The sequence below is a fragment of the Arthrobacter agilis genome (genome assembly GCF_002953615.1).
Lineage (GTDB): Bacteria > Actinomycetota > Actinomycetes > Actinomycetales > Micrococcaceae > Arthrobacter_D > Arthrobacter_D agilis_B.
Genome location: NZ_CP024915.1, coordinates 1,450,393 through 1,452,605, shown reverse-complemented (window position 1 = coordinate 1,452,605; position 2,213 = coordinate 1,450,393). Strand labels below are relative to the sequence as shown.

General features: G+C 67.8%; 1 protein-coding gene. It reads left to right on the top strand.

Annotation, left to right across the window (positions count from 1 at the left end):
- Nucleotides 1-136 precede the first annotated feature (136 nt).
- Nucleotides 137-1,840, top strand: a complete 1,704-nt coding sequence (gene ilvD, locus CVO76_RS06970) for a dihydroxy-acid dehydratase (protein WP_133080773.1) — start codon at nt 137-139, stop codon at nt 1,838-1,840.
- The last annotated feature ends 373 nt before the right edge of the window (nt 1,841-2,213 follow it).

Here is a 2,213-nt window from a genome sequence, read left to right as displayed (position 1 = left end):
CACTGTACCGGAGCGGAATCGGGCAGCACGAGGAGTCACGCCGCACCGCGCAGGCTCTTCCACGGACTCCGCAGGAGGCTGTAACAGCGGGGTCACATGGCGAAACCCGCCTGCAACACGGGCTTAGGCTTTGACCATGACCGTGGAAACAACTCCAGACATCAAGCCAAGAAGCCGCGTCGTCACGGACGGCATCCACGCGGCACCGTCCCGCGGGATGTTGCGTGCCGTGGGCATGGGCGACGAGGATTTCGCCAAGCCCCAGATCGGCGTCGCCAGCTCCTGGAACGAGATCACCCCCTGCAACCTGTCCCTCAACCGCCTCGCGGAGGGAGCCAAGGAGGGCGTGCACGACGGCGGCGGGTTCCCCATGCAGTTCGGCACGATCTCGGTGTCCGACGGCATCTCGATGGGCCACGAGGGGATGCACTTCTCGCTCGTCTCCCGTGAGGTCATCGCGGATTCGGTGGAGACGGTGATGCAGGCCGAACGCATCGACGGCTCCGTCCTCCTCGCGGGCTGCGACAAGTCCCTGCCGGGCATGCTCATGGCTGCTGCCCGCCTCGACCTCGCCTCCGTGTTCCTGTATGCGGGAACGATCATGCCGGGCTTCGCGAAGCTCGAGGACGGCACCGAGAAGGAGGTCACCCTCATCGACGCCTTCGAGGCGGTCGGCGCCTGCGCCGCGGGCAAGATGAGCCTGAAGGACCTCGACAGCATCGAACGCGCCGTCTGCCCGGGTGAGGGTGCCTGCGGCGGGATGTACACGGCGAACACCATGGCCTGCATCGGTGAGGCCCTCGGGATGTCCCTGCCCGGCTCGGCAGCGCCGCCCTCGGTCGACCGCCGCCGCGACATGTACGCGCGGAAGTCCGGTGAGGCGGTCGTGAACCTGCTGCGCCTCGGCATCACGGCCCGCGACATCATGACGAAGAAGGCCTTCGAGAACGCCATCGCGGTCACCATGGCCTTCGGCGGCTCGACGAACGCCGTCCTCCACCTCCTGGCGATCGCCCGCGAGGCCGAGGTGGACCTCACGCTCGACGACTTCACCCGCATCGGCGACCGGATCCCGCACCTCGGCGACCTCAAGCCCTTCGGCCGCTACGTCATGTTCGACGTCGACAAGGTGGGCGGCGTGCCGGTCATCATGAAGGCGCTCCTGGACGCAGGACTGCTGCACGGCGACTGCCTGACCGTGACCGGCAAGACGCTCGCGGAGAACCTCGCGGAGATCGACCCGCCGGACCTCGACGGCAAGATCCTTCGCGCGCTCGACAACCCGCTGCACAGGACCGGTGGCATCACCATCCTGCACGGCTCCCTCGCCCCCGAGGGTGCCGTCGTCAAGAGCGCCGGCTTCGACGCCGACGTCTTCGAGGGCTCCGCCCGCGTGTTCGAGCGTGAGCAGGGCGCCCTCGACGCGCTCGATGCCGGCGAGATCCAGGCGGGTGACGTCCTCGTCATCCGCTACGAGGGGCCCAAGGGCGGCCCGGGTATGCGAGAGATGCTCGCCATCACCGGCGCCATCAAGGGTGCCGGGCTCGGCAAGGACGTCCTCCTGCTGACCGACGGCCGGTTCTCCGGAGGCACCACCGGCCTGTGCATCGGGCACGTGGCGCCCGAGGCGGTCGACGGCGGCCCCATCGCCTTCGTGCGCGACGGCGACCGCATCCGCGTCGACATCGCGGCGAAGAGCTTCGACCTCCTCGTGGACGAAGCGGAGCTCGAGCAGCGCAGGGTGGGGTGGGAGCCGCTCCCGGCCCGCTACACGAAGGGTGTCCTGGCGAAGTACGCGAAACTCGTGCACTCCGCCTCCATGGGCGCGTACACGGGCTAGGGGCGTCGCAGGCGAGGTCCGGGCCGGAGGCGATCTCCGGCCCGGGCGCCGCTCGCGTTAATGTCCACTAACTGGACGCCGTGTCCATCATGTGAGACAGGAAGGGGAGCGTTTGACACCCTTTCGCGGGGGCGTGGAAACTACAGGTATGCAGCTCCAACCCGTAGTCGTCGTCCTTACCCAGCGCGTGGCCTGAAGCCCGTCCGGTAGACGACTGCAGTCACGCGCAACCCCTCGCAGAGCCCGACAAGGCTGAGGGGTTTTTTTGTCGACACACCCTGTCAGCGAGGAAGAAGCGCGCGGAAGTCCGTCCGCAGTCAGAACTGCAGCAGTGCAGCGAACGCTCCAAAGGAAGTCGAAGATGTCCAAGGGA

Excerpts from the sequence above, each read along its gene's own strand:
- ilvD (WP_133080773.1), top strand. The coding sequence starts at position 137 with ATGACCGTGGAAACAACTCCAGACATCAAGCCAAGAAGCCGCGTCGTC.